The organism is Hymenobacter antarcticus, assembly GCF_039539545.1.
GTDB classification, from domain to species: Bacteria; Bacteroidota; Bacteroidia; order Cytophagales; family Hymenobacteraceae; genus Hymenobacter; species Hymenobacter antarcticus.
On the sequence record NZ_BAABDI010000032.1, the window covers coordinates 21,868 to 47,106 of the forward strand.

A 25,239-nucleotide genomic window follows, 5' to 3' on the forward strand; every position below is an offset into this window, starting at 1 on the left:
TTTTTGTGCCATAGCACTGTCATTCAACGTGAGCGGGCTTAGCAATGCAGCTGAGTAGTCGGGCAGCAGCAATCGTAATTATTCCATAACACAGGCCCACGTGTATTAGCCGTACTTTTGTGCTCGATTTTTGGCAGGTGCTTTTTCAACTCTCACCAATTTCTTCTGTATGAATAATAAACGTTTACGCCACCTGTTTCTGTTGACGCTGATGCTCTTCACCGCCCGTTTGGGCTGGAGCCAGGGCGCTACTACGGCTGCCATGAGTGGCACCATCGCCGACAAGACCGGCGCGGGCCTGCCCGGGGCCACCGTTATTGCCGTTCATACGCCAACCAACACGCAGTACGTAGTGCCCACCAACTCGGAAGGCCGCTTCAACATCCAGAACATGCGGGTGGGACCCTACACGGTGAAGGTGACTTTTGTGGGCTACAAAGACGTAGTTCGCAACGACATCAACCTGACGCTGGGCCAGAACCTGCGCTTCGACCAGAAGCTGAACGACGCCAGCACCGAGCTGACGGAAGTGACCGTGAGCGGCCGCCGCGACCCGGTGATGAACGCCGACCACACCGGGGCCAGTACCACGATTCAGCGCGAAACCATTGAGCGTCTGCCCACTATCAGCCGCTCATTCGATGACTTCACCCGCCTCACGCCCCAGGCCAATGGCCAGAGCTTCGGCGGGCGGAGCGGCGGCTACAACAACATCACCATCGACGGAGCCATCTTCAACAACTCCTTCGGCCTGTCTCCGACGGTGGGTGGCCAGGCCAACGCCCAGCCGATTTCGCTCGATGCCATCGACCAGATTCAGGTGAGCATCGCCCCTTACGACGTGCGCCAGGGCTCGTTTACGGGGGCCGGCATCAACGCCGTGACCCGCTCGGGCTCGAACAAGTTCACGGGTTCGGTCTACGGCTTCTACCGCAACCAGAACTTCGTGGGCAGTAAGGTAGGCGACTTTGAGCGCGACTTCCCCAACTTCAACCTGAAGAACTTCGGTTTTCGCGCCGGCGGCCCCATCATCAAAGACAAGCTGTTCTTTTTTGTCAATGCCGAGCAGGAAGACCGCATCGACCCGCCCGCGGGCAGCTACATCGCCAACCGCGACGGGGCCCCGGCCCCCGGCCCGAACTCCACCACCTCGGCGGCTTCGGTACGCGACCTTGATATTCTGAAAAACTTCCTCAAGGACAACTACGGCTACGATGCCGGGGCGTACCAGGATTATGACCTGCGCTCGTTCAGCCGCAAAGCCACTGCCAAGCTCGACTGGAACATCAGCAGCAACCACCGCTTCAGCGTGAAGTACAACTACCTGCGCTCGTACCGCGATGTGCCGCCCAGCGGCTCGGGAGCCATCGGGCCGGCCAACATTGGCCGTTCGCAGTCGCAGTTTGGTCTGCCTTTCGCCTCTTCGTACTACGTCATCAACAACAACCTCAACTCCGTCATTGCCGAGTTGAACAGCACCTTTGGCAGCCGGTTTGCCAACAACCTGACCGCCGGTTATTCCGCCTTCCGCGACGAGCGCGAGAGCCTGGGCGGCAGCCGGTTTCCGTTGGTTGATATCGGAACGGCTACCGCACGCACGGCGGCCGGCGGCGGGGTTTCCGCCGCCAACAGCTACACGACCTTCGGCTACGAGCCCTTCACGGCTTTCAACGTGCTGAACTCGGACGTGTACCAGCTGGGCAACAACTTCACGGCCTTTCTGGGCAAGCACAACCTGACGTTGGGCACCTATAACGAGCTGTATAAGTTCACCAACGGCTTCTCCCCCAACTACAACGGTGCGTACACCTTCAACGGGCTCGACGATTTTTACGCCGCTGCCCGCACCACCGCCGCGCCCCTGGGCTACACCCGCAACGGTGCTACCGGGGTGCTCACGGCTAACACCACGGGCACGCTGGCCTTTCCGCAGCGCTACAACCTCTCCTACTCGGCGCTCCCCGATGGCTCGTTTCCCTTTGCCGTAACCGAGGCCGCGCAGATTGGCCTGTACGCGCAGGATGAATGGAGCCCCCGGAGCAACCTGAAAGTGACCGTGGGCCTGCGCGGCGATGTGCCGATTATTTTCTCGGAAATTGCCCGCAACGAAAACGCGGCCAACCTGACCTTCCGCAACGGCGTGAAGCTGGAAACCAACAAGCTGCCCGACACCAAAGTGCTGCTCTCGCCGCGCATCGGTTTCAACTGGGACGTGAACGACGACCGCAAAACCCAGTTGCGCGGCGGCACGGGCGTGTTCACGGGCCGCATTCCGTTCGTGTGGCTGTCGAACCAGGCCGGCAACAACGGCGTGCAGTTTGGCTCGTTCTCGCGCACCGGGCCGCAGGTGTCGGCGGCGGTGAACCCAAATGACCCGACGGGTCCGGCAGGCAACTACTTCGACCCGAACCCAGACCGCTACCGTCCCGCCGGCGCGGCCGCCAACACCCAGTACAACCTGGCCGTCACAGCCCGCGACTTTAAGTTTCCGCAGGTGTGGCGCACCAACCTGGCCGTAGACCAGGAGCTGCCCGGCGGCGTGATAGCCACCCTGGAGGCCCTCTACACGAAGGACCTGAATGCCGTGTACTTCCAGAATGTGAACCTGCCCCAGCCCATTGGCCGCGCCAATGGTCCTGACACCCGACCCATTTTCTACTCCTTTGGCGTGCCCAATACCACGGGGCCAAACGCGGGCCTCTACACGCTGGCCCCGGTGGGCACTGCCCCCAACACCCAGCCCAGCCTGATTCAGAATAACCGTCTCTACAACGGTCAGGGCGGCGCGTCGGCCACCAATCCCGTCATCACCGATGCCATCCTGATGAAGAATACCAACAAGGGATACTCCTACTCGGTAACGGGGCAGCTCCAGAAATCCTTCAGCAATGGCCTCTACGCCATGGCGGCCTACACCTACACCGATTCCCGCTCGGTGAACGACGGCGGCAGCATTGCCCAGACCAACTGGCGCGACCGCCAGGTGTCGGGCGACCCGAACGCCAACGTGCTGAGCTATTCTAACTTCCTGCAGCAGCACCGCGTCATTGCCTCGCTCTCGTACCGCCGCGAATACCTCAATCACCTCGGCACCACGTTCTCGCTGTTTTACGAGGCCGCTCCGGCGGGCCGCTTCTCCTACACCTACGCCGGCGACATGAACGGCGACAACTCAGGTGGCGCGGGCAATGACCTGATGTACATTCCCCGGAATCAAAGCGAGATTATGCTGCGCGACATCACCATTTCAAGCGCGCAGGGCGGCGGTACCTACTCGGCCGCCCAGCAGTGGACGGACCTCAACAAGTATATTGACCAGGACGACTACCTGAAAACGCGGCGCGGTGAGTATGCCGAGCGCAACGGGGCCGTACGTCCCTGGCAGAACCGCCTGGACGTGCGCCTGCTGCAGGACCTTTTCACTTCCATCGGCGATAACAAGAACACCTTGCAGCTGAGCATCGACGTGTTCAATATCGGCAACCTGCTCAACAGCAGCTGGGGCACCTTCCGCACGGCCAACGTGTCCAACCCGTTGTCTTTTGCCGGCTACGACCTGCAGGGCCGGCCCAATTTCACCTTCCCTTACCTGACCAATCAGCGCATCGTTACCCCGGCCATTCCGGCCACCGGTAGCGACCCCGCCGTGCCGGCAGTGCTCGCGCCCGGCGTTCCGCTCACCCAAACCTTCCGCAATGAGACCGGCGGCCTTGGTTCGCGGTGGCAGGCGCAGGTTGGCATTCGCTACATCTTCAACTAAGTCTTTCGGCTAACTGAAGCCTCGAAGCGGGCAGGAAGCAATTCCTGCCCGCTTTTTTTGTGGCTGATTGCTTGGCAATTGCGGCATTTCAGCAAAAAAAGTATGCCCACGGCTTGCCAAACCGCAAAACGGCTGTACTTTTGTCGAACCAAAGCGCAAATGGCACGGCGGTAAACAACAAATCAGGGGGATTAGCTCAGTTGGCTAGAGCGCTTGCATGGCATGCAAGAGGTCATCGGTTCGACTCCGATATTCTCCACTGAAGATGTGAATGAAGATAAAAAGCCCGACCAGGAAACTGGTCGGGCTTTTTGTTTGAATTGGAATTTACCAGCTGCTGTTACGCAGCAGAATGTAGCGCGGACTTTGTAGTCCGCGAGTCTGCGCCGTGTAGTGGTTGTAGCGGCGCAGACTTGCGGACTACAAAGTCCGCGCTACATCCCCCGAGGCGCTTTAACAAGGAGAGTGCGTAACAGCAGTTACCAAAACAACCAACTCCCCTCCCTTACCAAGGAGGGGATGTTTCAGCTTCGCTGAAACGGGGGTGGTGCCACCGGAGGAGGGCATTGCACGGCATCCGGGCAATTGGACCAGACCGACGCGGTAATTATCGTTCGGGTGTCGTGCAACGAATCGAACCACCCCCGTTTTTGCTACGCAAAAACTCCCCTCCTTTTCCAAGGAGAGGAGTTTTCCGTTCACTGATTTCCTGGTCCCGCGCCCTACACGAACAGGCCGTCGACTGACAGGTACCGCTCGCCGGTATCGTAGCAGAAGGTGAGGATGCGGGCATTCTGCGGCACGTCGACCAGCTTCTTGGCAATGGCGGCCAGGGAAGCTCCCGACGATACGCCCACGAAAATGCCTTCTTCGCGAGCGGCGCGGCGGGTCATTTCGTACGCCTCTGCCTGCGACACCTGAATCACGCCGTCGAGGATGTTGACGTGCAGGTTCTCGGGAATGAAGCCGGCTCCGATGCCTTGGATGGGGTGCGGCCCCGGTGCGCCACCGCTGATAACGGGCGAGGCCTCCGGCTCCACGGCAAAGGTTTTCATGTTGGGAAAATGCGGCTTCAGCACTTCGGTAACGGCCGTGATGTGGCCGCCGGTGCCCACGCCGGTGATGTGGAAATCGAAGCCCTCGGGGGCATCGCGCAGAATTTCCTGGGCCGTAGTCTCGGCGTGAATACGCGGGTTGGCGGGGTTGGAAAACTGCATAGGCATCCAGGCGCCGGGCGTGTTCTTCACAATTTCCTGAGCCTTCTCGATGGCTCCTTTCATGCCTTTTTCGCGGGGCGTGAGTTCCAGGTTGGCTCCGTAGGCTGCCATCAGGCGGCGGCGCTCGATGCTCATGCTCTCGGGCATGACGAGGGTGAGCTTGTAGCCCTTCACGGCGGCCACCAGGGCCAGGCCCACGCCCGTGTTGCCGGAGGTGGGCTCCACAATCAGGCTGCTCTTCGTGATGAGGCCATCCTGCTCGGCCTGCTCTACCATGGATAGGGCAATCCGGTCCTTGATGGAGCCGCCGGGGTTGGCGCGTTCCAGCTTCATCCACACCTCCACATCGGGGCGGGTAGCGGCAAACAGGCGGTTGATACGTACCAGCGGCGTGCTGCCAATGGTTTCAAGAATGGAATTGGCTTTCATGAGAGTTGATTGGTTTTCGGGGTTGTAGCGCGGGCTTTGTAGTCCGCGTTTGCATCGTTCGCACGCGGACTACAGAGTCCGCGCTACATTCAAATTGAAAAAACCAGCTCGGCGGCCGGGTCCACGCTGCGGGAGATGTTGATGTGGGCGCGGTGGTATACGCGCGAATGCGAGGGTACGCTTTCGGTCAGCCAGACGTTGCCCCCGATGATGCTGTAGGCTCCGATTACCGTGCTGCCCCCCAGAATGGTGGCACCGGCATAAATCACGGCGTAGTCTTCGATAGTGGGGTGGCGCTTGGTGCCCTGCAGGCCCTTGGTGACGCTAAGCGCCCCCAACGTGACGCCCTGGTATATCTGCACGTTGGCCCCGATAACGGCCGTTTCGCCGATGACGATGCCCGTGCCGTGGTCGATGCAAAAGGCCGGGCCAATCTGCGCGCCGGGGTGAATATCGATGCCCGTACGCTGGTGGGCGTATTCGCTGAGCAGGCGCGGCAGGCGGGGCAGGCCGCGCTGGTACAGGGCGTGCGCCAGCCGATACAGCGCCGTGGCGTAGAAGCCGGGGTACGAGCTGATGATTTCGGCCAGGCCCTGCGCGGCCGGGTCGCTGGCCAGGATGGCGGAGGCATCGCGCAGCAGGGCGGCCCGCAGGACTGGTAACTGCGCGGTAAACTCCCCGGCCAGCTCGGCGGCCGGGGCGGGCAGGGCCGGCACCTGGGCCAGCAGCACGGCCAGCTCGGCCCGGAAGTGGTGCAGCTCGGCGGCCACGGCGTCGGCCGTAGGCAGGGGCCGTTCGGCGCGCTGGGGGAAAAGCAGGGCCAGCAGGCCATCGGCGAGGGCGCAGAAAGCGGCACCGGGCAGGGCGTCCGGGGCTACGGCATGGGCCTGGGCCAGCTGTTCAATAAAAGAATGTGGAGACACGAAAGCGGGAAAAAGGTAGCCGAAATAACCGGGGCCTGTAACCACTCCGCTGCCCAAAGGTTTCGGATATCGGCGGCAACGCCCCGGTGGCTTTCGTCGTTTAGCAAAAGCCAAAAGGGGCATTACTACAGGCCCTGACGAACAAGGTACTTCCATATTTCACTTTCTCCAACTCCTTCATCATGTCTGATACCACCATCACCAAAGTTGATTCGCACTACTCTCCTACCGGCCCCGATGGCGAGAAATACCTGGCCTCGGGCAAGCACGTAGCCATGCGCATGTGGGAAAACGAGCAGCCCGGTGAGCCCAAAACGCCCGCTACGCGGCCCTACGAAACGGTGGGCTACGTGCTCAGCGGCCGCGCCGAGCTGCACCTGGCCGGCCAGGTCGTTATTCTGGAAGCCGGCAATTCGTGGGTAGTGCCTCAGAACGCGGAGCATACCTACAAGATTCTGGAAAGCTTCTCGGCAGTGGAAGCGACTTCGCCCCCGGCGCAGGTACACGGGCGCGATGGCGAATAAAACAGTAGTTGCCTACTAAGGGGCTATCCGAAAAGGCAAGAAAAGAACGGTCATGCCGAGCGCAGCCGAGGCATCTTGCGTGCAGCAGTAAGCAGCCGCCACCTCAACAAAGCGGGTGAGATGCCTCGGCTGCGCTCGGCATGACGGCCTATTCGGATAGCCTCTAGGGCAGTTCTCGGGTTGGTGTAAGGGCGCTACTGCGAAGCCCGTACACTAACTTGAAAATTGCTCTACGTTAAGTAGGTCGTGGGAATTAGTTTGACTTATCAGCACGTCATGCTGAGCCCGTCGAAGCATCTCTACCGCTTCACTGAACGGCCCTGCTGAAGCGGTAGAGATGCTTCGACTGCGCGGACGCCAGATAGGCATGACGTTCTTTTTTATTGCAAAGTAATTTACCCGACCTACTTATTAGTCAGTAGCTGTCAGTTGTTTTCAGGACGACAATCACCTGACTGACAACCAACAACGAGCAACTGACAACTCGTTTACTTTTGAACGACTACTTGATGAACACCCGTGAATTGGGCCACACCGGCCAGCAGGTTTCGGCCCTGGGGCTGGGCTGCATGTCGATGGCCTCGGACTACGCCTATGGGCCCAGCGATGAGCGCGAAGCCGTGGCCACCCTGCACCGTGCGCTGGACCTGGGCATCACGTTCTGGGATACGGCCGATGTATATGGCTTCGGGGCCAACGAAACCCTGCTGCGGCCGGTGCTGGCCACGCAGCGTCAGCGGGTGTTTCTGGCTACCAAGTTCGGCTTCGTGGCCGATGGGCAGGGCGGCACCCGCCTGGATGTGCGCCCCGAGCGCGTGGCCGCCGCCTGCGACGCCAGCCTGCAACGGCTGGGCATCGACACCATCGACCTGTATTACGCCCACCGCATCGACCCGGCCGTGCCCGTGGAAGAAATGGTGGGCGCGATGGCCGACCTGGTAACGGCCGGCAAAGTGCGGTTTCTGGGCCTTTCGGAGGCATCGGCGGCGTCGCTGCGGCGAGCGGCGGCCACGCACCCGATAGCGGCGCTGCAATCAGAATACTCCCTGTTTACCCGCGACGTGGAGGCGGAAATCCTGCCCGCCTGCCGCGAATTGGGTGTCAGTCTGGTCGCATTTTCGCCCCTCGGCCGGGGGTTGCTTACCAACCCCGGCCCCCAGCTGGCCGAGCAGGATTTGCGGCGCACCATGCCCCGCTTTGGGGAGGAAGTGGGCGATGCCAACGCGCCGCTGGTAGCGGGCCTGCATGCGCTGGCGCAGGCTAAAGGCATCAGCACGGCGCAGTTGGCGCTGGCCTGGCTGCTGCGGCAGGATGAGCACCTCATCCCGATACCGGGCACCAAGCGCCGGAAATACCTGGAGGAAAATGCCGGCGCGGCCGGGGTAGCGCTGACGGGTGCCGAAACGCAGCAGCTGCAGGAGCTGCTGGCGGCCCACCCCGTGGCCGGGGCCCGCTACGGCGAAGGAGCCCTGCGCCTCGTGAACCGCTAGCGTCGTTGACGCGGCCAGGCAGGCGGCCTGTTATCCGGCAGCCTGGGCTACGGTAACCCAGTCGTACACCATTTTCATCAGCGAGGCTTCCTCAAATGGCTTGGTCAAATAGTCGTTCATGCCCGCGGCCAGGCACTTTTCGCGCTCGCCGGTAATGGCATTGGCCGTGAGGGCGATGATGGGCACGGCCAGCCCCAGCTGCTCGCGGAGCACGGCCGTGGCCTGGTAGCCGTTCATCACGGGCATTTGCACGTCCATCAGAATCAGGTCGAACTCCTGCGCCCGGGCCAGCTCCACGGCTACTTGTCCGTTGAGGGCTTCCGTGACCACCAACTCCGAATTGGTTAGAAAGATGGCGGCCAGCATGCGGTTGAACGCATTATCCTCTACCAGCAGAATGCGTTTACCGCGCAGCAGATGGGGCAGGCCGGTAAAGTCGGAGCCTTCCCTGTGGGGCACATCCTGTCCCGTGCCGATGGGCAGACGCAGGGTGAAGCGACTGGTGGTGCCCTGATTTTTCTGGCTTTCAATCCGCAGTTCACCGCCCATCAGCTCCACCAGCTTTTTGCTGATGCCCAGGCCCAGGCCCGTGCCGCCAAACTGCCGGGTAACGGAAGAATCTTCCTGACTGAAATCGTCGAAAACCTGGGCCAGAAACCCCGCCTCAATGCCGATGCCCGTGTCCTGGATGGCAAACTCTACCACGACCAGGCCGGCCTCGTGCGTCTCGGCCACCAGCGTGCAGCGCACGTCCACCGTTCCTTTCTCAGTGAATTTCACTGCATTACCCGCCAGATTAAGCAGCACTTGGGTAATGCGGTAGGGGTCGCCGAGCAACACGTCGGGCAGGCCGGGGCCCAAGTGGGTCACGAAGTTCAGGCCCTTCTCTTCGGCTTTGAAATGCAGGGTTTTTTCGACCTGGCCGCACACCTGGGCGGGACTGAAGCCAATGTGCTCAACGGCCAGGTGCCCGGCTTCGATTTTCGACAGGTCGAGAATGTCGTTGATGATAACGAGCAGGTTTTCGGCCGATGAGGTAATGGCGTGCAGGTAGCTGGTCTGGGGGCCGATGAGGCTGGTTTTGGACAGCAGCTGGCTCATGCCCAGAATGGCATTCATGGGCGTGCGAATCTCATGGCTCATATTGGCCAGAAAATCCTGCTTGGTCCGGGTGCTGATTTCGGCCAGGCCCTTGGCCTCGCGCAGGCTGGCCTCGAGCAGTTTCTGGGGCGTCACGTCAAGGAAAATGCCGATGGAGCCCACGTGCTGGCGGTGGTCGTCGTAGAGCGGGGCCCCGCTCACCAGCAGCCACTTCAGGGCCCCGGTTTTGGTGGTTACGGCAATTTCGTAGGAGTCGGCAATGCCTTGCTGTCGGCTGTGCAGCTTGGTTTCTACAAGTTCCAGGTCGTCGCCGGTGAGCAGCAATGGCGAGAGGCGCTGGCCAGCCAGCTCAGTGCTGGAGAAGCCGGTCATATCGCAAAAGCTTTGGTTGGCGTAGAGCAGGTGGTCGTTCAGGTCGGCTTCCACCAGGCCGAGCGACATGTTCTCGATGATGCCGCGGTATTTTTCTTCGCGCTGGCGCAGGTCGGCCTCGGCCTTGGTGCGGGCCGTGATGTCGGCGTACTTCCAGAGGTGGCCGAGGTGGCGGTCCTGGTCGAATATCGGCACGAAGTCCCGCTGCAGAATGCGCCCGTCGCGCAGGCTCACGCGGTCGCCTGCCACGGGCAGGCGGCGTTGCAGCAGCGCATTGATGCGCGCCACGTATTGGGTGGGGTTTTTGACAAATTTCCGGGAGCCCTCGGCCAGCGCGGCTCCGGCTTTGCCAATGAGCTGCGCGGGGGCCAAAGGCACCTCCAGCAGGCGGCTGAAGGCTTCGTTGGCCAGCACGATGCTGCGGTTTTCATCTTCGAGCACCAGGCCTTCCTGGAAGTTGGCAATGACCGTGGACAGGCGCTGGCTGGAAGCGTCGAGGGCCTCTTTGGCTTTTTTCAGCTCGGTGATGTCGGTTTGTAGTCCCGTGAGGATGAGGGGCTCCCCGGCGGTATCGCGGGCCGTAACCTGGCCCCGGCCCATTACCCACTTATACGTCCCGTCTTTGCATTGAATGCGGTATTCGGCCGCTGCCTGCGGCGACTTCCCTCGCAGGTAAGCCCGCGCAATGGCCAGCACCGGCCTCAAATCATCGGGGTGCACATGCCCCAGCCAGGTACCGTAGTCATTCGAAAACTCATCATCCTGATACCCGAGCATGGCCTTGTAGTCGGCCGAATAGTAGATATCCTTCGTCTGCAGGTTGAGTTCCCAGGCACCGTCGCCAAAACCATCCACGGCCAGGCGCCAGCGGATGTCGCTCTCTCGCATCGCGGCCTGCGCTTGCCTGAGCGGCGTGATATCGAGAAGAATGCCACTATACCCCAGCCACGACGGCCCGGAGCTGGTCAGGATGGAGCTGCCGCGCATCCAGCGCACGGGCTGGCCTGGGGCCACAATGCGGAATTCGTGTAGCCAGGGTGCCCGGTTGCTGGTCGCCGTATCCAACGACTGCCTGAAGCCCGCCAGGTCGTCGGGATGAATAAACTCCATCATGCGGTCCAGCGTCCGGGGGTGAATGCCGAACAGCTCCACCAGTTTCGGGCTCGCGTAGTCGAAATGGAATGTCCCATCGTCGTTCATCCGCCATTCGTAGAGCACGCCGGGCACATTTTCAGTAAGGTCGCGGAAGCGCTGTTCGCTTTCAACCAGCCCAATTTGCGCCTGCTTCCACCCCGTAATATCCTCCAGCAGGCCCACGAAGCTCGCCGGCCCACCAGCCGCGGCGGCCACGGGCTGCACCCGCACCCGCAGCCAGCCCTCGGAACCCGGCCGCGGGTTGCGCACCTCGTACTGAAAGGGCACCTTCCGGTCTATGCCGTCCTGAATGAGGGCCAGAATGACCGGGTCGCGCAGGTTGGGCCGCAGAAACGAGGCCGGATTACGCCCCTGTACCTCGGCGAGTTCCAGCCCGCACAGCGCGGTAAAGCCCTTGTTTATCCATTGCACGGAGCCATCGGGGCCGCACAGGATTACCGCCGTATGGGTTTCCTCCAGCAGGTAAGTCCACAGGCTGGCGGGCACCTGCGCTACAGGCACTCCGTCGGAACGGCGTTGCTCGGCCAGTTCGGCCCGTAGCGTGGCATTTTCAGTGCGCTGCTGTTCCAGGGCCGCTTCTAGCTCCGCACGGGTCATAGCATCTTTGGGTGTATTTTCTGTTTATTGGTACCGGTATTGTTCCGGTCATGTCCGCCTTAGGCAGGCCAGCCACCGCCGCTAATTGTCAGACAATTCGGCAAAAAGACTGGCATGCCGCGGACAAAGATTACGAAAATTTCTATAATCCGGACTTAGCAGACCGGATAATGGCCCGCGTATGCCACCCCCTAGTCAGTTGCTAATCAGGCAGCGTGCGCACATAGCTGTGCGACACCGGCACCGGGCCAGCCACGCCGTGCTGGGCCAGCGCCTGCTGCAGCTGCTCGATGAGCCGGGCCTGCGCGGGCACATTGAGGCCGGCCAGGGTATAGGCCCGGAAAACCACCGCCATGCCGCCCGGCCGCAGGGCCGTAACTATCACCTGCGGCGCGGGCGTGGCCAGCACGTCGGCATCGGCTTGCATCAGCGGAATCGCCCAGCCGCGCAGGGCGCTCAGGTCGGTGCGGTTGTCCAATTCGGCCGGAATCTCAACCACAGCTTTGTTTTGGGCTGTCTTATTAACGATGACGTTGTTGGACGTAGCCCCGTTGGGCAGAATAACGGTATCGCCCTGGGGCGTAACGAGGATGGTATTGAAAATTTGAATATCCCGTACTTCGCCCGTTTTACCCTGCGATTCGATGGTATCACCCACTATGTAGGGCTTGAAAATGAGGATGAGCACCCCGCCCGCGAAGTTGGCCAGCGTACCCTGCAACGCCAGGCCCACCGCCAGGCCCGCCGCCCCCAGAATTGCTACAAACGACGTGGTTTCGAAGCCTATCATGCCGGCCACGGTTATCAGCAGCAGCACTTTGAGCACGATGTTGACCACGCTGGTCAGGAACGAGGCCAGCGAGACATCAAGCCGTCGGGCCGCCGCCGCAATCAGCCGGCTAACCCACCCAACTGCCCACCACCCCACCATTAGCGCCAGCCCGGCCATGAGCACCCGGGGCAGATAAAGCATCGCCAGCGCCTGAAACTGCTGGCCGTAGGTGGTAATCTGATTCATCGATAAGGATTGACTGGAAAGGGTTTGCAACAGAAAGGTAATTTCGCGCTGGTTATGGGATGTTTAGACTTATTCCTAAACGAAGCTTAGTATAAAAGAACGTCATGCAGAGCGCAGCGAAGCATCTTTACCGCAATAGTAAATGAGGTAAGTAGGTCGGAGGAATCACTTTGCAATAAAAAAGAACGTCATGCCTATCTGGCGTCCGCGCAGTCGAAGCATCTCTACCGCTTCAGCAGGGCCGTTCAGCGAAGCGGTAGAGATGCTTCGACGGGCTCAGCATGACGTGCTGATAAATCAAACTAATTCCCAGGACCTACTTACTTCCCCGGTAAAGATGCTTCGCTGCGCTCTGCATGACGTTCTTCTTAATTCAGGAATAGCTCTTTTCGTTACAGTACCGGCACCAGCTCCACGCTCAGAATCTGGTCCCCGATTTCGAGCTTGTGCACCACGTCCATGCCGCCCACTACCTGGGCGAAGATGGGGTAGCGGCCATCCAGGTGCGGGGTGGCCGTGTGGGTAATGAAGAACTGACAGCTCTCGGTGTCTTTCCCGGCCGAGGCCAGACCCACGCTGCCTTCCTCGTAGCGCAGGTCGCCGAATTCGGAGCGCAGGTTATAGGGGACGCTGCCGTTGCCATCGCCGCGCGGGTCGCCGCCCTGGGCCACAAAGTTGGGCACCACGCGGTGGAAATACAGCTTATCGTAGAATCTCTGGTTGATAAGCGTGACGAAGCTGGCCACCGCGCCGGGCGCTTCGTTGGGCTTCAGCTCCAGCAGAATAATCCCCTTGGAGGTTCGCAACCGCACCTGCTGGCCCAGCGGCACGCCCTGCACCACGGCCCAGTCGATGGGGTGCTGCTGAGCCCTAGCCAGGGGCGTGGGCGTCGGCTTGGGCGCTTTCTCCAGCTTATCCAGCGCCTGTTGAATCCCCTGCCAGGCCTCAATTTCCCGCGGCAGCTGCAGCTTGGCCTGCGCCTGACGCAAAGCGGCCACGTCAGCAGCCTGAGTTTCGGGATAGAGCTTGGCATCGGCCAGGGCCTCGGCGGCGATTCCGAGCTGGGCCACGTCACCACCAGCCAGCGCCTGGCGCATGGCGGCGGCAAAATCGGCCTGCCGGGCTACCGGGAAATCGGCCTCGCGGCGCATTGTCAGCAGCGCGGCCAATGCGTAGCCAGCCACCACCGGCGACTGGCCCGCCGCAAACGCCTCGGTGCGCACAAAGTCGAACGCAGTGGGGTCTTCGCTCAATGCTTCCAGCAAAAAGCCTTTTTCGTACACCGTGGGCGCGGTGGGGTAGCGTTTCTCAATGGTCTCGACCAGGCTGGGCCGGGCGGCCGGGCTGGCGTGGCGCACGGCCGCCCGCAGCAGCGCCGCCCGCACCCGCACCGAGGCTTGCTTGTTGCCATCGGCCAGCGCGGCGAGCGACGCGCCCGACTCGCCCCTGGCGTGGGCCAGCAGCCACTCGGCTGCCGTGAGGGCTACCGGGGCCCGGTCGTGGCTCAAAGCGTAGAACACGGCCTTGCGGCTGGCCGCGTAGGTTTCAAGCCCAAACGGCAACGCCCGAATGGCGCTGAGCCGCACCCGATAATCGGGGTCTTTGGTAGCTAAGCGGGCCAGTACGGCGGCCGGGCCGGTGGTGACTTTCCGGGTGGCCGGCGCGGGCGCAGTGGTGGCGGTGGCAGTAAGTGGCGGGCTCGCGGGCGTGGCCGGGGCCAGGGCGGCCAGCTTGCCGAGCGTGGCGGCCGCCGCCGCCCGCACGGCGTAGGAACGGTCCTTCACCGCCACGCGCAGCAAGGTGGTTTCGGCCAGGCGGGCCAGGTCAGCGTCGAGCCCCCGGGTGCGCGAGAGGCCGGTTACGGCTGCCAGCCGGCCCCGCGTGGGCAGCTTGGGCGAGTTCAGCACCAGCACCGTGCGCCGGATGCTTTCGGGCGAGGTGAAGCCGCGCAGGGCGGCGCGGCTCAGGCCCCAGGCCAGGGCGGCGGCGCGGGCCGTATCGGTCAGGGTTTCCACGCGCCAGAGCTCGGGCAGGCTGTGGCGGGTCACGGTGCGGCCCAGGGCCTCGTGAACATAGCGGCGCACCTGGTCGTCGTTTTCCTTTAGGACGCGCACGCGCAGGCTGTCCACGGCGGTGCTGTCGCCGGTTTGGCCCAGGGCGTAGGCGGCGGCGCGGCGCACGCTGGGTTCCGGGTCGCGCAGCAGCGGCAGCAGGCCGGGCACGGCAGCCGGGGCCTGCACCGAGGCCAGGGCCAGAGCCGCCTCGCGCCGGTAGATTGCATTGGCGTTGGTGAGAAAGGGCAGGATGGCGGCCGTGTTGCGCTCGTCCTGCGCGGTACCTATTTGGCGAATGGTGGCGTCGGCGTACTTATTGGCGGGGCCGGCGCTGGGGCGCGGGGTGCGGGCACAGGCACCCAGCAACAGCAGCAACGGCCAGAAACGAAAGGAACGGATGGGCATAAGGTAAATGTAGCGCGGACTTTAGCGCAGTTTCCGAATCAGTGTATGTTTTTGAAAACAGTTAAAAGTTGAGAGTTAAAAGTTAAAAATCAGACATCTTGAATTTTAACTTTTAACTCTCAACTTTTAACTGTTCAAATGAACTTGGAAACTGTTTTATTTTGGCCCTTACGTATCAATGGCTAATTTGGCTGCTGCCCGGCCCCAACCAAATCTGGCGCTACCGCCCGGCTACTCGCCGCCCCATGAAGCCTCCTGCGGCACCACCTCGCCCGGCAAATACGCCGTGCCGATTTCCTTCAGCATTTGGTCGAGCTGGGCAAACAGCACGTCGTTGCCCTGCTGCCGGTAGCTGGCCAGCGTGGTTTCGAAAGTTACCAACCCGTACAAAAACGCCCGCAGATTATCGGCCGTGATGGCTTCAAAATGCCGGCCGTAGCCCATTTTTTCTACTTCGGCGGCGTTCAGCCATTGCTCAAACTGCGCCGGAATGGGAATGGCGCAAATGGGCTTGTGCAGAAATACCGCCTCCGAAATCAGCGAGAAGCCGCCGTTGGTGACCACCGCCCGGCAGCTGGCCAGGTCGGCGATGAAGCCCGCTTCGGAGAAAGCGCAGAGCTGCACGTTACCGTGGTTTTCCTGCTTGTTGAAGCCGTAGACGCGGAACTCCTGGTCGGGCAGCTGCTGCAGCAGCGGCACCAGATTCTGCTGCGTAGTGGCCGACTGATACACCAGAACGTGCGAACCTTTGGTGGGCCGGGCCGCCACAATTTCGGGCCTAATGATGGGCGGCACCAGCGTGGTATCGTCCTTGGCCAGCGGCAGGTCGAAGAACGTGGTGACGAAGTAATGCCGGCTGTGCGGTAGCTTGGCGCGCACAATGCTTTTGGCGAGCGTGTAATTTCCGCGCTCGGCGCCGGGCACCGGCACGTTCAGCCTGGCCCGGCTGATAATCTGCATGTTATCAATGCTGATAATGGGCAGCCGCCGCACTTTCGCAAACAAATAGCTGAACGACTCAAAATCAGAAATAACGATTTCCGGCTCAAAATCGCAGAGCATTTCGCGGTACTTGGCGAAGTTGATGCGCAGGTCGGCCGGGGCGGTGCGCAGGGTGAGGGCGGCCGTGCGCAGCTTGCTCACCGCCAGACCATTATAGGCCAAGTGGAAGCCCCGAATTTCGTGTACCCGGCCGGGAAAGGCCGCCGCCAGCATGGTGTAGGCGCGGCTGCTGCTCACCACGCACACCTCGTGGCCCTGCGCCAGCAAGTGGCCGATGACCACCTTGCTGCGGGTGGCGTGCCCCAAGCCCTCGCCGGGCACTCCGTATAAAATATTCATCGCTGATTAGGGCTGATTAACCGTGATTTCGCTGATTGTGGATGAAGCGAATGGGTCGATTGGTTGGCAAATAACCATCATTCCTGCGTTTTTCGCCGCTATCGGCCGTAGCTGGGGCACTATGGAAATGACAACCAGAAGCAAAGATGCTGTTGAGGAAGTGAACTTGCGCCAACAAAAAGCCCTGACTATGAGAGTTTTTGCCCTTACCCAAATATGGAGCCGTTGCTCCGGTCTGACCGCTCTAGGCGGTCTGACCGGTTGTCGTGAGGGCGAAATCGGTGGTTCTGCAACCGGTCAGACCGCCCAGGGCGGTCAGGCCGGAGCAACGACCGCAGATTTGAGAAAAGCCCTGACTCAACGAGTTCAGGGCTTTTGTAATCAGCGAAATCACGGTTAATCAGTAGTAATCAGCGATTCAGCACCAGCTTTTCGTGGCGGGTGCCTTCGTTCGATTGCAGCCGCACGAAATACAGGCCGGGGCTCACGCCCGTCAGCGGCAGCGGCAGTTGCTGCGGGCCCGCCGGGTACATCTTATCGCGCACCACGGCGCGCACCAAACGGCCGGTTTCGTCGAGCAGCGACACCGTGACGGGGCCGGGCCGCTCCAGCTGGAAGTTGACGCTGGAGCCGCTCATGCCGGCGGGATTGGGGTACACGGCCATTTGCACGGTGCCCGGCGCGGTGGCCGTGCCCGGCACGGTGCTCAGCACCACGTTTTCGTCGCCGGCCTGGTAGGGCAGCACCTCGAAGTAGGCCAGCAGCATTTCGGCCAGTGTGCTTTCGCCCCACTGCATCTGCTGGGGCGGGCTGAAGGGGTTGCGCGGGTTGCCGGCCGTGTTGTCGTACGTGACATCGGCCATGATGCGCGAGCCGGCCGGCACCCGCTGCAGGCTGGTGAAGCGGTAAGTGCCCTGCCAGCGGAAGTCCCAGTCGTTGATTTTTACCAGCCGGATGGTGTCACCGTTGGGCTTTACGGCCCATATTTTCCAGTTTTTGTTGATGAAGTGCGCGTGCGGCACCACGCTGAGCAGCGTCACATCAACGGGTACCGTGAGCTGGGCGTGGAAGGTTTTGACCTGATTGGCCGGAATCACAAACGGGCCATTGCTGAGCGTGGCGGGCGAAATCACGGGCACGGTTTGCACGTAGCGGGTCACCGGCTGCCGGGCGTAGAAAATATTGACGACCGAAGAGTCTTTCTGGGTGGTGAAGCTGGGGCCGTAGTGCAGCTGGAGCAGGATGCTGGCCCGGCGGTAGAGCTTCTTGCCCATGCCGGCCGGAAAAAACCGGGACTGCGTGCCCGACACCCAGCCCGCCCACATGGCCTCGATGGGGTTGAAGCCAAAGCCGCCAAACTGCGTGTAGCCGTAGCCGGGGTCGGCCGCGTCGAGGGCCTGGGCCTGCTGCGTGGTGTCGAGGCCGATGATGGCGTGGTGCACGATGCGCTTGTTGCCGGCCCGGAATTCGATGGCCGCGATGTCGCGGTTGGCCGGGATATTCACCGGCAGCACAAACACGCGGTACAAATCCTGGCCATTGCCCTGGTGGGTGAAGGCCTGAGCCATGGGTATCACCAAATCGGGGGTGCCCAGCTGCGAGCCGCTGGGGAACGTGGGCACCGGCGGCGTGAGCGCGGGGTTGCCCTGCGGCATGCCGTTGTCCACCCAGTCCTTGAGCTGCTGGATTTCGGCGGTGCTCAGCGTGTTTTCGTCGAGGTAGTGGCGGTAGCTGGGGTCGGCCTTCCACGGCGGCATGTAGCGCGTACCAGTCACGTACTTAATGGTTTGGCCGTGGCTCGCCACCTCGGCATAGGTCGTGAGCGGAAACGGGGCCACCTCCCCCACCCGGTGGCAGCTAGTGCAGTGCTGGAACACCAGCGGCGCAATGTGCTGGCTGAACGTAACCTGCTGCCCGGTTTGGGCCTGGGCGCGGGGTACCAGCAGCAAGGCGAGCAACAGGAGAAGTGAGGAGAAGTAGTGTTTCATATGGAATGGATTTACAGGCAATTTAGAGCATTGTGCTCATCTGGCGTCCGCGCAGCTGAACGTTTCGCCTGTCATGCCTCATCTGGCGTCCGCGCAGTCGAAGCATCTCTACCGCTTCGTCGCAACGGTTGATTTACTACTGAGGTAGAGATGCTTCGGCTGCGCGGACGCCAGATGAGGCATGACGTTCTTTCGTTACTGAAAGCCGCAGGGCAGTTTTCAAATTTACTCAATAAAACAGCCCACGGGCTCGGTGCGTGACACGGCTACGGGCCGGCCGGCCACAACATCGGCCAGGGCATCGGCCAGCTCGTGGTGGCGCACCACGGGGCGGTGCTGGCCCAGGCCGGCGTAAGCATCGTTCAGACGCCCCTGGTAGAGCGTGGTGCGGCCGTCGGCCCCCACCACCACCGCCTCGGGCGTGACGCGGGCGTGTAGCCGCCGGGTGAGCCGGTGGCCTTTATCAGCCTGCAGCGCAAAGGTCAATTGGTAAGTTTTGGCGAAAGCGGCCAGGCTGGCCGGCGTGGTTTCCCTGGCCGGAAATACGCCCACGAAGCGCACGCCCTGCGCGGCATATTGCGCCTGCAACGCCCGCAGCGGCAGCGTGGCGGCCTGGCTGATGGGGCAGGTATCGGCCAGAAACACGTACACCGTGGCCCGGGGCGCCATGGCCGGGCCGGCACTGAATAGCCGAAGCAACAAGAGTAGCAATAGCGGCATAAAGGGGGCAGGGAGGTTGTTCGACGTGTTTTCTGTAGTGACCGTAAGGAAACTGGCCGCCGGTTCGTTCCGGTTAGGACCGTTGGATTGCCGACTCATCCCAAAGTTTACATTTCCTGCTGGCAATGTTCTAACTCGGGGTCCGACAGCGCAGCGCGGGCCCAATCCAAGGACGGTTTTTCGGCCCGGTTTTCGTTTGCTTGCTTCAAAACCTCTTGCTTTGTGCTTATGACTTTTCTTTCTTCTCGCACTTTCCGCCGGCCATTGCTGGCTTTTTTGGCCGCTTCGGCGCTGCTGGCTGGCTCATGCACGGCTCCGCGCGCCATTGTGGCCACGGGCAAAGTCACGCCTCAGGGCGAGTTCCGGGTGGGCTACAACCAGGGCTTCAACCTGGCCACCGCGCCCCTCGACAAAGCCGGCAGCGCCGTGAAAGCCGCCGCCAGCCAGGCCGCCAGCCAAGACCGGGTAGACTACTCCGAAGCCACCACTCAGCTGCAGGCCGCCGCCCTGGCCTACATCCTCGACCCGGTGCAGCCCACCGCCGACCTGAGCATCCGCTACGGCATCGTGCCGCGCCTCGATGCCGGCTACAAATACGCCTTCGGCTCGCACGTTTTCGATGCCCAGTACCAGCTGCTGGGCCCCACCGGCACGCCCGAAAACCCCGGCCAGGGCGCGGCGTCGGGCACTACCTACGCCAGCATCGGCCTGCAGTTTGCCACCCAGCGGGCCAAGCTGCCCAGCATCCCCTTCCTGTCGGACATCAACTCGGTGCTGAATTTCCGGGCCAACCGCAACGACCTGCTCATTCCGCTCACCTTCAGCCAGTCGTTTGGGCCGGAGGAGGAAATCGGGGCCATCAGCTACGGCCTCGTGTATGCCCACAGCTGGGTGAGCTACGGTTTTGCGCCCGAAAAAATCTATAACGGCGCGGTGAAAGTGCCGGAGCTGCCGCTGCAGTCGCGCAACTTCTCCTCGTTCGGCGGCTTCGTCAACCTCAAGCTGGGCTACCGCTACTTCTACGTCATCCCGGCCGTGTCGCTCTTCTACCAGAACTATGGCAATTACGCCCTGCTGAACGGCCAGAGCACGTCGCTGAGCGGCATCACGGTGGTGCCTTCGCTGGGTTTCCAGCTGCGAATTCCCAATTTCACGAAGTAGCGCGGGGATTGAGTTGAGAGTTGAGAGTTAAGAGTTGAGAGTTAAAAATCCTGTCTGAATCGTCTGACAGGATTTTTAACTCTCAACTCTTAACTCTCAACTTTTAACTCTTCTCTCTCAGCTCCAACGCTGAGAGTACGCGCCCTGGTGCTTCGTGCTTAAATGACTTTCTTTGTTGCCCGTTTTTCAAAACTTTACGCGCCCCCCGTCGCCTCATTTTCCCGCCCCACCCATGGAAGCCCCCAACCCCGAATTCATGCGCGAAGCCATTCGCCTGTCCATCGAAAAAATGCAGGCGGGCCACGGCGGCCCCTTCGGCGCGGTGGTGGTGAAGGACGGCCACATCATTGCCCGCGGCTTCAACCAGGTAACCAGCACCCACGACCCCACCTGCCACGCCGAGGTCGATGCCATCCGCAAAGCCTGCAAGGAGCTCGGCACTTTCCAGCTCGACGGCTGCGACCTCTACACCAGCTGCGAGCCCTGCCCCATGTGCCTGGGAGCTATTTACTGGGCCCGCCCGGCGCGGGTTTTTTACGGTAACACCAAGGCCGACGCGGCCGCCATCGGCTTCGATGACCAATTCATCTACGAAGAGTTGGACCGGCCCATGGAAGGCCGTAAATTGCCCATGACGCAGCTGCTGCGCGACGAGGCGCTGGCCGGGTTTAAAGCCTGGGAACAGAAAGAAGGCCGAATGGATTATTAGCTGTGAGCTACAAATTCAGCACGTCATGTCGAGCGCAGCCGAGACATCTCGCCCGTCTTGTTGAACGATTTAGTTACTGCTGCGCGCGAGATGTCTCGGCTGCGCTCGACATGACGTTCTTTTTAATGCAGGAGGTCCCCCAATGATAGAATTTTACCTCAACGACCAGCCCATTCGCACCGGCGAGGCCCCGGCCAGCGCCCTGCTCGATTTCGTGCGCTACCACGAGCAGCTGAAGGGCACCAAAATCGGCTGCCGCGAGGGCGACTGCGGGGCCTGCACCGTGCTGGTGGGCGAGCTGAACGCCGACGGCCAGACCGTGCGCTACCAGAGCATGACCAGCTGCATCACGCCGCTGGGCAACGCCCACGGCAAGCACATCGTGACGGTGGAAGGCATCAACGCGGCCGGCAGCCAGCTCACGCCCGTGCAGCAGGCCATCGTGGACGAGGGCGGCTCGCAGTGCGGCTTCTGCACGGTGGGCTTCGTGATGTCGCTGACGGGCCACAGCCTAAGCGGGGAGCCCGCTACGGATAAAAGCACGATTGCGGCCATTGACGGCAATATTTGCCGCTGCACGGGCTACAAATCGCTGGAGCGCGCCGCTGCCACCCTCACCGCGCAGCTGGCCCAGCGTCCCGCCGAAAACGCGCTGGCCTGGCTCAGCGAGCAGCAGTTCGTACCCGGCTATTTCGCCGGGATTCCGGCCAAACTGGCAAGTCTGCGGCCCGCCGAAATAAAAGCAACCGAAGCTTCTTCAGCCGCTTCAGTAGCCGCTGCCGCCACGCCCCACGCCAACGGCGGCATGGCCGTTTCGACCTCGCCCAACGGCCACGCCCAGAGCCAGAACGACCACGGCCACCATTCACTCAGTCACCCATTCGCCCATTCACTCCTTGGAGGAGGCACCGACCTGCTGGTGCAGCGCCTCGAAGAGCTGCGCGAGCAGCCGGGCGTGCGCCTGTTATTCGACCAAACCGGCCGGCGCGGCATCCGCCAGGAGCCTGCCGGCCGCGTGGTGCTCGGGGCCGCTACCACGGCCAGCCACCTGCTCGAATCGGACCTCATGCGAAGCCTGATTCCTCGGCTGCCGCAGTACCTGAAGCTGGTGTCGAGCACGCCCATCCGCAACATGGGCACGGTGGCCGGCAACTTCATCAACGGCTCGCCGATTGGCGATTTGACCATTATGTTCCTGGCCCTGGGCGCGTCCATCACGCTGCTCGACGTGGCCGGCCGCACCCGCGAGCTGACCCTGCCCGACCTCTACCTCGGCTATAAAAAGCTGGCGAAAGCGGCCGATGAGCAGGTGGTCGAAATCAGCTTCCCCGCCCCGCTGGCCGGCGACTTCTTCCACTTCGAGAAAGTATCTAAACGCACCCACCTCGACATTGCCAGCGTGAACTCCGCCGCCTGGCTGCGGGTCGAAAACGGCGTTATTCAGGCGGCCCGCGTTTCGGCGGGCGGCGTGGGGCCGGTACCGTTGTACCTGGCCCGCACCAGTGAGTTCCTGGCCGGTCGCGAGCTGTCGCCAGAAACCGTAAGTGCGGCGAATGAGGTGATGCAGGCGGAAATCAGCCCGATTTCGGACGTGCGTGGCACAAGTGACTACAAGCGGCTATTGCTGCGACAGCTGCTGTGGGCGCATTTTTTGGAGTTTGCGCCGGAGCTGATGGTGGATGCATTGATTTAAGAAACGGAGAGAATAGAACGTCATGCCGAGCATTCTGCGCATCAAGCAGAGACCGAGGCATCTCGCTCGCATCGTTCAACGATTGAGTTAGTGCAGCACGCGAGATGCCTCGGTCTCTGCTTGATGCGCAGAATGCTCGGCATGACGTTCTCTTGAAAAAACAATTTCCCATGAACCACCTCGACCCCCACCGCCACGTGCGCGGCGAATCGCAGTATCTCGACGACGTGCCCACGCAGCAAGGCACGCTGTACGCGGCCGTGTTTGAAAGCCCGCTGGCCCACGGCGTGCTCAAAAGCCTGGATTTCAGCGCCGCCCTGGCCGCGCCCGGCGTGGCGCGCATATTCACGGCGACCGATATTCCGGGGCACAACCAGATTGGTGGCATCGTGGCCGATGAGCCGCTGCTGGCCGAGGGGCACGTGCATTTCCGGGGGCAGCCGGTGGCGCTGGTGCTGGCCCGCACCGAGGCGCAGGCCCACGCCGCGCTCAAGCTCATCAAAGTCGAAATCGACCCGTTGCCCATCATCACCGACCCACGGGTGGCGGCCGCGCAGGGCGAGCTGATTGTGCCGCCGCGCACCTTCAAAATCGGCGACTCGGCTGACACCTGGGCTTCGTGCGCGCACGTTTTTGAGGGCGTGGCCGAGAGCGGCGGGCAGGAGCATCTGTACATCGAAACGCAGGGTGCGTACGCCTTCCCCACGGAGATGGGCGGCGTACGGCTGATTTCGTCCACGCAGGGCCCCACGGCCGTGCAGCGCCACACGGCGCATGTGCTGGGCCTGGGAATGCACCAAATAGAAGTGGACGTGACGCGCCTGGGCGGCGGGTTTGGCGGCAAAGAGGACCAGGCCACGCCCTGGGCCGCACTGGCCGCGCTGGGCGCGTTCCTCACCAAAAAGCCGGTGAAGCTGGTGCTCGACCGCATGGCCGATATGCGCATGACCGGCAAGCGCCACCCCTACTCGTCCGACTTCAAAATCGGCCTTGACGCGAACCTGAAAATCACGGCTTACGAAGTCACGTTCTTCCAGAATGCCGGCGCGGCCGCCGACCTCTCGCCGGCCGTGCTGGAGCGCACGCTTTTCCACGCCACCAACGCGTATTTCATCCCCAACGTGACGGCTACGGCCTTTTCGTGTCGCACGAACCTACCACCGAATACGGCCTTCCGGGGCTTTGGTGGGCCGCAGGGCATGTTTGTAGTAGAATCAGCCATTGCCAAAGCAGCCGAGGAATTGGGCGTACCAACTTCCGAGATTCAGCGCCGAAATCTGCTGCGTGAGGGCGACCTGTTTTCCTACCGGCAGCCGGCCGAAATGTGCCACGCTGAGCAGGCCTGGGATACGGCCGCGCAGGAGTTCGATTTGGCCGGGATTCGGGCCGAAGTCGAGCAGTTTAACCAGACCAACAAGCTGAAGAAAAAGGGCTTCGCGGTGATGCCAATCTGCTTCGGCATCTCGTTCACCAAAACGCCCATGAACCAGACCCGCGCGCTGGTGCACATCTACTCCGACGGCTCGGTGGGCATCAGCACCGGCGCGGTGGAAATGGGCCAGGGCGTGAACACGAAAATCGCGCAGGTAGCGGCCCGCACGCTGGGCATTTCGATTTCGCGCATCAAAATCGAAACCACCAACACCACCCGCGTCGCCAATACTTCCCCCAGCGCCGCCAGCGCCACCGCCGACCTCAACGGCAAGGCCACCGAAATGGCCTGCGCCGCCCTGCGCGAGCGCCTGCTTCGGCATGCCTGCCTCGAATACACGCTGAATTACGAGGGTCTCGAAATCCACGACGAGCAAGTGCTGGCCGCCGGCGTGCCCGCCGAAACCGACTGGGAAAAACTGGTGTCATCAGCGTTCTGGAAGCGCGTGGCCCTCACCGAAAACGCCCACTACGCCACACCCGGCCTGCATTTCGATGCCAGTGTCAACCAAGGCCACCCCTTTGCCTACCACGTCTACGGCACGGCCCTGACCAGCGTGACGGTGGACTGCCTGCGCGGCACCTACACCGTGGATGCCCTGCAAATCGCCCACGACTTCGGCCAGAGCTTCAACCCCGTCATCGACCGGGGCCAGATTGAGGGCGGCGCGGTGCAGGGCATCGGCTGGATGACGATGGAAGAAATCGCCTACAACGAAGAAGGTCGCCTGCTCAGCAACTCGCTCAACAGCTACAAAATCCCAGACATCTACGCCGCGCCCGCCGTGCTCGACGTGCATTTCCTCGACACGCCGGGCCACCCCAGGGCCATCCTGCGCTCCAAGGCCGTGGGCGAGCCGCCGCTGATGTACGGCATCGGCACCTACTTCGCCCTGCGCGACGCGGTGCGGGCGTTTCAGGGCCACACGGCCCTGCCCTTCTCGGCTCCGATGACGCCGGAGAAAGTGCTGGTGAGCTTGTATCCGACTGGCGTAACCTCACGGGACCCCTCCGGGGCGGCCCTTCTCCCGAGGAGAGAGGAGCCAGTTCCGAGCTAAAACCAGTTTATCGAAAATAAAAAGAGCCCACTGTCTTGCGCAATGGGCTCTTTTTACGTTAAAATCCGTCAGGCTCCCCTCTCCGCAGGAGAA

16 protein-coding genes and 1 tRNA gene are annotated in these 25,239 nt (G+C 61.9%); 9 read left to right on the forward strand and 8 right to left on the reverse strand.

The features are described 5' to 3' along the window. Window positions 1-169: 169 nt before the first annotated feature. Both ABD819_RS17960 and ABD819_RS17965 read left to right on the forward strand, forming a co-directional pair. Window positions 170-3,760, forward strand: a complete 3,591-nt coding sequence (locus ABD819_RS17960; RefSeq protein WP_345126490.1) for a TonB-dependent receptor — start codon at window positions 170-172, stop codon at window positions 3,758-3,760. Between the two features lie 185 nt (window positions 3,761-3,945). Beyond that, window positions 3,946-4,019, forward strand: a tRNA-Ala gene (locus ABD819_RS17965). A gap of 463 nt (window positions 4,020-4,482) precedes the next feature. Here ABD819_RS17965 and cysK read toward each other — a convergent pair. Both cysK and ABD819_RS17975 read right to left on the reverse strand, forming a co-directional pair. Continuing rightward, window positions 4,483-5,406: a cysteine synthase A gene (gene cysK / locus ABD819_RS17970; protein WP_345126492.1), complete on the reverse strand. Its 924-nt coding sequence runs from the start codon at window positions 5,404-5,406 to the stop codon at window positions 4,483-4,485. An 89-nt stretch (window positions 5,407-5,495) separates the two neighbouring features. Continuing rightward, a complete protein-coding gene (locus tag ABD819_RS17975) occupies window positions 5,496-6,329 on the reverse strand; it encodes a serine O-acetyltransferase (RefSeq protein ID WP_345126495.1) in 834 nt (277 codons plus the stop codon). 182 nt (window positions 6,330-6,511) lie between these two features. On the opposite strand from ABD819_RS17975, the gene ABD819_RS17980 reads away from it, so the two are divergent. Next, the gene (locus ABD819_RS17980; RefSeq protein ID WP_345126496.1) at window positions 6,512-6,853 is read left to right on the forward strand and encodes a cupin domain-containing protein; all 342 of its coding nucleotides are present in this window, start codon (window positions 6,512-6,514) and stop codon (window positions 6,851-6,853) included. Window positions 6,854-7,347: 494 nt separating this feature from the next. After that, the gene (locus ABD819_RS17985) at window positions 7,348-8,343 is read left to right on the forward strand and encodes an aldo/keto reductase (protein ID WP_345126497.1); all 996 of its coding nucleotides are present in this window, start codon (window positions 7,348-7,350) and stop codon (window positions 8,341-8,343) included. Window positions 8,344-8,373: 30 nt separating this feature from the next. On the opposite strand, the gene ABD819_RS17990 is transcribed toward ABD819_RS17985, so the two are convergent. The 4 genes from ABD819_RS17990 to ABD819_RS18005 form a co-directional block, all read right to left on the reverse strand. Next, the gene (locus tag ABD819_RS17990) at window positions 8,374-11,568 is read right to left on the reverse strand and encodes a PAS domain S-box protein (RefSeq protein WP_345126499.1); all 3,195 of its coding nucleotides are present in this window, start codon (window positions 11,566-11,568) and stop codon (window positions 8,374-8,376) included. Between the two features lie 202 nt (window positions 11,569-11,770). Next, complete coding sequence (locus ABD819_RS17995; RefSeq protein WP_345126500.1) at window positions 11,771-12,586, reverse strand: mechanosensitive ion channel family protein; 816 nt, start codon at window positions 12,584-12,586, stop codon at window positions 11,771-11,773. A 392-nt stretch (window positions 12,587-12,978) separates the two neighbouring features. Continuing rightward, complete coding sequence (locus ABD819_RS18000; RefSeq protein ID WP_345126501.1) at window positions 12,979-15,045, reverse strand: peptidylprolyl isomerase; 2,067 nt, start codon at window positions 15,043-15,045, stop codon at window positions 12,979-12,981. A 231-nt stretch (window positions 15,046-15,276) separates the two neighbouring features. Continuing rightward, entirely contained in the window at window positions 15,277-16,386 is a 1,110-nt protein-coding gene (locus ABD819_RS18005; RefSeq protein WP_345126503.1) for a glycosyltransferase family protein, read from the reverse strand. Between the two features lie 22 nt (window positions 16,387-16,408). Between ABD819_RS18005 and ABD819_RS18010 the strand changes: the two genes are divergently transcribed. Beyond that, window positions 16,409-16,786, forward strand: a complete 378-nt coding sequence (locus ABD819_RS18010) for a hypothetical protein (protein WP_345126504.1) — start codon at window positions 16,409-16,411, stop codon at window positions 16,784-16,786. Window positions 16,787-16,796: 10 nt separating this feature from the next. On the opposite strand, the gene ABD819_RS18015 is transcribed toward ABD819_RS18010, so the two are convergent. Further along, complete coding sequence (locus ABD819_RS18015; RefSeq protein WP_345126505.1) at window positions 16,797-18,374, reverse strand: T9SS type A sorting domain-containing protein; 1,578 nt, start codon at window positions 18,372-18,374, stop codon at window positions 16,797-16,799. Between the two features lie 225 nt (window positions 18,375-18,599). Continuing rightward, the gene (locus tag ABD819_RS18020; RefSeq protein ID WP_345126508.1) at window positions 18,600-19,094 is read right to left on the reverse strand and encodes a redoxin domain-containing protein; all 495 of its coding nucleotides are present in this window, start codon (window positions 19,092-19,094) and stop codon (window positions 18,600-18,602) included. Window positions 19,095-19,322: 228 nt separating this feature from the next. Here ABD819_RS18020 and ABD819_RS18025 point away from each other — a divergent pair, with 228 nt between their 5' ends. From ABD819_RS18025 to ABD819_RS18040, 4 genes are all read left to right on the forward strand, one after another. Beyond that, complete coding sequence (locus tag ABD819_RS18025) at window positions 19,323-20,255, forward strand: hypothetical protein (protein WP_345126509.1); 933 nt, start codon at window positions 19,323-19,325, stop codon at window positions 20,253-20,255. Between the two features lie 232 nt (window positions 20,256-20,487). Further along, window positions 20,488-20,964 (forward strand): nucleoside deaminase, encoded by a 477-nt coding sequence (locus ABD819_RS18030; protein ID WP_345126511.1) that lies wholly within the window; start codon window positions 20,488-20,490, stop codon window positions 20,962-20,964. Between the two features lie 142 nt (window positions 20,965-21,106). Further along, window positions 21,107-22,657, forward strand: a complete 1,551-nt coding sequence (locus ABD819_RS18035; protein ID WP_345126512.1) for an FAD binding domain-containing protein — start codon at window positions 21,107-21,109, stop codon at window positions 22,655-22,657. Window positions 22,658-22,827: 170 nt separating this feature from the next. Then, on the forward strand, window positions 22,828-25,146 hold the full coding sequence (locus ABD819_RS18040; RefSeq protein ID WP_345126514.1) for a xanthine dehydrogenase molybdopterin binding subunit: 2,319 nt from the start codon (window positions 22,828-22,830) through the stop codon (window positions 25,144-25,146). The last annotated feature ends 93 nt before the right edge of the window (window positions 25,147-25,239 follow it).

What these genes read in the sequence shown, in the direction of transcription:
- ABD819_RS18015 (WP_345126505.1), bottom strand. Translation starts at nt 18,374, where the DNA reads ATGAAACACTACTTCTCCTCACTTCTCCTGTTGCTCGCCTTGCTGCTG.
- ABD819_RS18020 (WP_345126508.1), bottom strand. Translation starts at nt 19,094, where the DNA reads ATGCCGCTATTGCTACTCTTGTTGCTTCGGCTATTCAGTGCCGGCCCG.
- ABD819_RS18035 (WP_345126512.1), top strand. Translation starts at nt 21,107, where the DNA reads ATGATAGAATTTTACCTCAACGACCAGCCCATTCGCACCGGCGAGGCC.
- ABD819_RS18040 (WP_345126514.1), top strand. Translation starts at nt 22,828, where the DNA reads ATGAACCACCTCGACCCCCACCGCCACGTGCGCGGCGAATCGCAGTAT.
- ABD819_RS17990 (WP_345126499.1), bottom strand. Translation starts at nt 11,568, where the DNA reads ATGACCCGTGCGGAGCTAGAAGCGGCCCTGGAACAGCAGCGCACTGAA.
- ABD819_RS18005 (WP_345126503.1), bottom strand. Translation starts at nt 16,386, where the DNA reads ATGAATATTTTATACGGAGTGCCCGGCGAGGGCTTGGGGCACGCCACC.
- ABD819_RS18025 (WP_345126509.1), top strand. Translation starts at nt 19,323, where the DNA reads ATGACTTTTCTTTCTTCTCGCACTTTCCGCCGGCCATTGCTGGCTTTT.
- ABD819_RS18030 (WP_345126511.1), top strand. Translation starts at nt 20,488, where the DNA reads ATGGAAGCCCCCAACCCCGAATTCATGCGCGAAGCCATTCGCCTGTCC.
- cysK (WP_345126492.1), bottom strand. Translation starts at nt 5,406, where the DNA reads ATGAAAGCCAATTCCATTCTTGAAACCATTGGCAGCACGCCGCTGGTA.
- ABD819_RS18000 (WP_345126501.1), bottom strand. Translation starts at nt 15,045, where the DNA reads ATGCCCATCCGTTCCTTTCGTTTCTGGCCGTTGCTGCTGTTGCTGGGT.
- ABD819_RS17960 (WP_345126490.1), top strand. Translation starts at nt 170, where the DNA reads ATGAATAATAAACGTTTACGCCACCTGTTTCTGTTGACGCTGATGCTC.
- ABD819_RS17980 (WP_345126496.1), top strand. Translation starts at nt 6,512, where the DNA reads ATGTCTGATACCACCATCACCAAAGTTGATTCGCACTACTCTCCTACC.
- ABD819_RS17995 (WP_345126500.1), bottom strand. Translation starts at nt 12,586, where the DNA reads ATGAATCAGATTACCACCTACGGCCAGCAGTTTCAGGCGCTGGCGATG.